This window comes from Streptomyces sp. NPDC031474, assembly GCF_055581185.1.
The window spans coordinates 1-4,095 of sequence record NZ_JBVIJX010000069.1 but is presented as its reverse complement, the minus strand read 5'-3'; the positions used below and the strand labels follow the sequence as shown (position 1 = coordinate 4,095).

General features: G+C 66.9%; 3 protein-coding genes. All 3 read left to right on the top strand.

Features of this window, described 5'->3' with window-relative positions:
* Positions 1 to 150 precede the first annotated feature (150 nt).
* The 3 genes from istA to ACZ5SK_RS48400 all read left to right on the top strand — a co-directional run bounded on the left by istA (position 151) and on the right by ACZ5SK_RS48400 (position 3,904).
* Positions 151 to 1,809, top strand: coding sequence for an IS21 family transposase (gene istA, locus ACZ5SK_RS48410; RefSeq protein WP_334580165.1), 1,659 nt, complete (start codon positions 151 to 153; stop codon positions 1,807 to 1,809).
* Positions 1,806 to 2,612 carry an IS21-like element helper ATPase IstB gene (gene istB, locus ACZ5SK_RS48405; RefSeq protein ID WP_334580164.1) on the top strand — a complete coding sequence of 269 codons (807 nt, stop codon included), beginning with the start codon at positions 1,806 to 1,808 and terminating at the stop codon, positions 2,610 to 2,612. The genes istA and istB overlap by 4 nt, the downstream gene beginning before the upstream one ends.
* Positions 2,613 to 2,842: 230 nt before the next feature.
* Entirely contained in the window at positions 2,843 to 3,904 is a 1,062-nt protein-coding gene (locus ACZ5SK_RS48400; RefSeq protein WP_334581360.1) for a protein kinase family protein, read from the top strand.
* Positions 3,905 to 4,095: the final 191 nt, after the last annotated feature.

Here is a 4,095-nt window from a genome sequence, read left to right as displayed (position 1 = left end):
GTTGGCTTTGTAGGTCAGTTTTGAGGCCAGTGGTGGGTGGGTTTTGACTCCAGTGGTGTCGGTGGAGAGTTGATGTCGGTGAGTTTTGACTCCACTTGGGGCCTTGTGGTGGGAGTATCGGAGTGCATCAGCTAGCCCTGGGTGGCTCAAGTGCCCCTTTCGAAGGTCGAGTTGTACGCGGCGATCCGCCATGACGCTCGGGTCGAAGGGCTGTCCAGCAGGGCTTTGTCGGCCAAGTACGGGGTGGGTCGCCGGACGGTCGCGATGGCGCTGGAGTCCGTGTGGCCGGCGCCGCGCAAGCAGCTTCCGCCCCGGATCTCGCGTCTGGATCCGTTCAAGGCGACGATCGACGGGATCCTGCGGGAGGACCTGGACGCGCCGCGCAAGCAGCGGCATACCGTCAAGCGGGTCTTCGACCGGCTGATCGACGAGCACGACGCGCAGGGCGTGACGTATTCGATGGTCCGCGCCTACATCTTCCAGCGGCGCCCGGAGATCCGCGTCGAGGAGGGCCGCGGCCCGCCGCAGGCGTTCGTGCCGCAGACCCACCGCCCCGGTGACGAGGCGGAGGTCGACTTCGGGGACGTGTGGATCAACCTGGACGGCGTGTCCACCAAGGTGTTCCTGTTCTCGTTGCGGCTGTCGTTCAGCGGCAAGGCCGTGCACAAGATCTTCGCTTCGTGCGGGCAGGAAGCGTTCCTGGAAGGCCACGTCCACGCACTGGAGGTGCTGGGCGGTGTACCGCGCGGCAAGGTCCGCTACGACAATCTGCGCGCCGCGGTCAGCCAGGTGCTGGGCCGGACCCGGGGCCGGGTGGAAAGCGACCGCTGGACGGCGTTCCGCTCGCATTTCTCGATCAACAGTTTCTACTGCAATCCCGGCATCGAGGGCGCGCACGAGAAGGGCGGCGTCGAGGGGCAGATCGGCTGGTTCCGCAGGAACCACTTGGTCCCCGTCCCGAAGGTCGCCTCGCTGGCCGAGCTGAACGCGATGGTGGAGCGCTGGGACGAGGAGGACGACGCCCGCCGGATCATGCAGCGGGCGCTGACCATCGGTGAGATGTTCGCCATCGAGCGCCCGCTGCTGGTAGCGCTGCCGGAGGAGGAGTTCGAGACCGGGCTGGTGTCCTCGCTGCGGGTGGACCGCTATAGCCAGGTCAGCGTGCGCACCAACCGCTACTCGGTGCCGGTGCGGTTGATCGGCCGGATGGTGCGGGTCGTGCTGCACGCCTCCGAGCTGGTGGTCTACGACGCGCACAAGGAAGTCGCCCGCCACGAGCGGCTGATCGCCAAGGGCGGCTCCCGGCTGGAGCTGGACCACTATCTGGAGGCGCTGGTCCGCAAGCCCGGCGCGCTCCCCGGGGCGACCGCGCTGGACCAGGCCAGGTCGGCGGGCAAGTTCACCCCGGTCCACGACGCCTGGTGGCAGGCGGCCTGCGCCGCCCACGGCGACGCGGAGGGCACCCGGGCGCTCATCTCGGTCCTGCTGCTGCACCGGCACATGATCCACGAGCACGTAGTGGCCGGGATCGCGACCGCGCTGCGGGCCGGCGCGCTGACCGCCGACGCGGTCGCCCTGGAGGCCCGCAAGTGGGGCGAGGCCGACCAGGGCGCCGATCAGCCGGCCGACCAGGACACCCCGCGCCGCCGGGTGGACGGCGGGGCGACGGTGACCTCGCTGACCGAGCGGCGCCTGGCCGCCCTGCCACCCGATCCCAGGCCGCTGCCGTCGGTGGCCGTCTACGACCAGTTGCTGCGATTCCGCCGGCGTCCCGCCGACGGCCAGGCATACCAGGAAGAGGCACCGTGACCGCCAAGCGCAACCGCGGACTGACCGAACAGGCCGCCGACACCGCCGTGGACCAGGCATGCCGGATGCTCCGGCTGCCCACCATCCGCTCCCAGTACCCCGAACTGGCCGAAGCCGCCCTCCGCGACCAGATGACCTATCGCGGGTTCCTGGCCGAGCTGCTGCTGTCCGAATGCGACGACCGGGCACGGCGCCGCTCGGAGCGCCGTATCAAGGCGGCCGGCTTTCCGCGCGAGAAGTCGATCCGGCAGTTCGACTTCGACGCCAACCCTGTTATCGACGCGGCCGCCATCCACACCCTCGCCAAATGCGACTGGGTCAAGAAGGGCCTGCCGCTGTGTCTGATTGGCGACAGCGGAACCGGCAAGTCCCATCTGCTCATCGCGCTGGGCACCGAGGCGGCGATGCACGAGTACCGGGTGAAGTACGTGCTGGCCACCAAGCTCGTCAACGAGCTCGTGGAGGCCGCTGACGAGAAGCTGCTGGCCAAGACCATCGCCCGATACGGCCGCGTCGACCTTCTCTGTATTGACGAACTAGGGTATATGGAGCTTGATCGTCGCGGGGCGGAGCTGCTGTTCCAGGTTTTGACGGAGCGTGAGGAAAAGAATTCTGTGGCGATCGCCTCCAATGAATCCTTTGGAGGGTGGACCAAAACCTTTACGGATCCAAGGCTCTGCGCGGCGATCGTGGACCGTTTGACGTTCGGCGGCAACATCATCGAGACCGGCACCGACTCCTACCGTCTGGCCGCCACCCGAGCCCGCGCCGAACAGCAGGCCGCCGCGGTCGCCGCGGGCTGACGAGACGGCGTCGTCCTGCGGGGCCGGGCGCGTCGAATCGCTTCAGCTGGACCTGATCTCTGCATCCTTCGAGTTGGTGGGGCTGTCCCGCAACCTGCCCAGTCCGTCGACTCCGCTGATCACCTCATCGACCTCCATCTACAGTGCAGAGGCAGCAACTGGTGGGCACTCGCGTGCATGGTGGAAACGAGGTCGGCATTCCGATGCAGGTAGCGGTCGAGCATCCCGATATGTCAGAAGACGCGCGCTTGGCCGCCTACAGCACAGTCTCCACCTCCCTCGCCCTGCGAAGTGATCGCCAGATGGGCGAGCTCGTGGACGCCGCCGTGCCGCTTGGCTCCGGTATCGGCGGGAGGTCCGCGCTGCTGGAGGTCGACGGGAAGCCGGTCTTCGTGAAGCGGGTGCCGCTCACGGAAATGGAGTTGCTGCCGAAGCATGCACGGTCCACGGCCAACCTGTTCGGGATTCCCACCTTCTGCCAGTACGGCGTCGGTGGGGGGCCTGGTTTCGGGGCGTGGCGGGAGCTCGCCGTTCACGCCATGACGACGAACTGGGTGCTCGGAGGGCAGTACCAAGGGTTCCCGATGATGTACCACTGGCGCGTGCTGCCGGACACGGCCGCGCTTCCCGAGGAACTCGCGGACGTGGAGCGGGTGGTGGCCTATTGGGGAGGCAGGCCGGAGGTGCGCCGTCGTATCGAGGCCCTTGAGCAGTCCTCTGCGAGTCTCGCGCTGTTCCTGGAGTACATCCCTCAGACGCTCGACGAGTGGCTTACCGAGCAGGTGCAGGGTGGTGAAGAATCTGCCGACCGGGCTTGTTCCCTGGTGGAGGGCGAGTTGGAGGCCGGCACGTCCTTCATGAACGCTCGCGGGCTTCTGCACTTCGACGCCCATTTTCAGAACATCCTGGTCGACGGCCGACGCCTTTACTTCGCCGACTACGGCCTCGCCATCTCCTCCCGATTCGATCTGTCACCGGCCGAGACCAGCTTCTTCGAACTGCACAGGACCTACGATCGCTGCTACACGCGCAGCTGGCTGGTGAACAGGCTGATCACGAAGCTATACGGATACGAGCGGAAAGAGCGCGAGGCACTTATCCGCGCATGCGCGGAAGGGGAGGATCCGCCGGACGGACCGCAAGAGGCCAGGGCGCTCCTCTCCCGCCATGCACCGCTCGCCGCAGTGATGACGGACTTCTACGTGAAGATCCAGGACGAGAACAGGGAGACCCCGTACCCGTTGGAGGCGCTCCGCCGGGCCCTCCATGCAGACAGATCACGTCGCAGCTGAGCAGGTCTCAGGGGTCTTTGCGGCTGGAGATGTAGTCGGTCCAGTTGCCCCTGACCCGGCACGGGCTCAATCCGTCGCAGCGGGCCCGCCAGGTGGAGTCATTTCGCACCTACAAAGTCAGGTCCCCCCAGGCACCGGGTGGAGTCAGAACTGACCTACAAGTGGCGTCAACCGCCACCTACGAAGCCAGT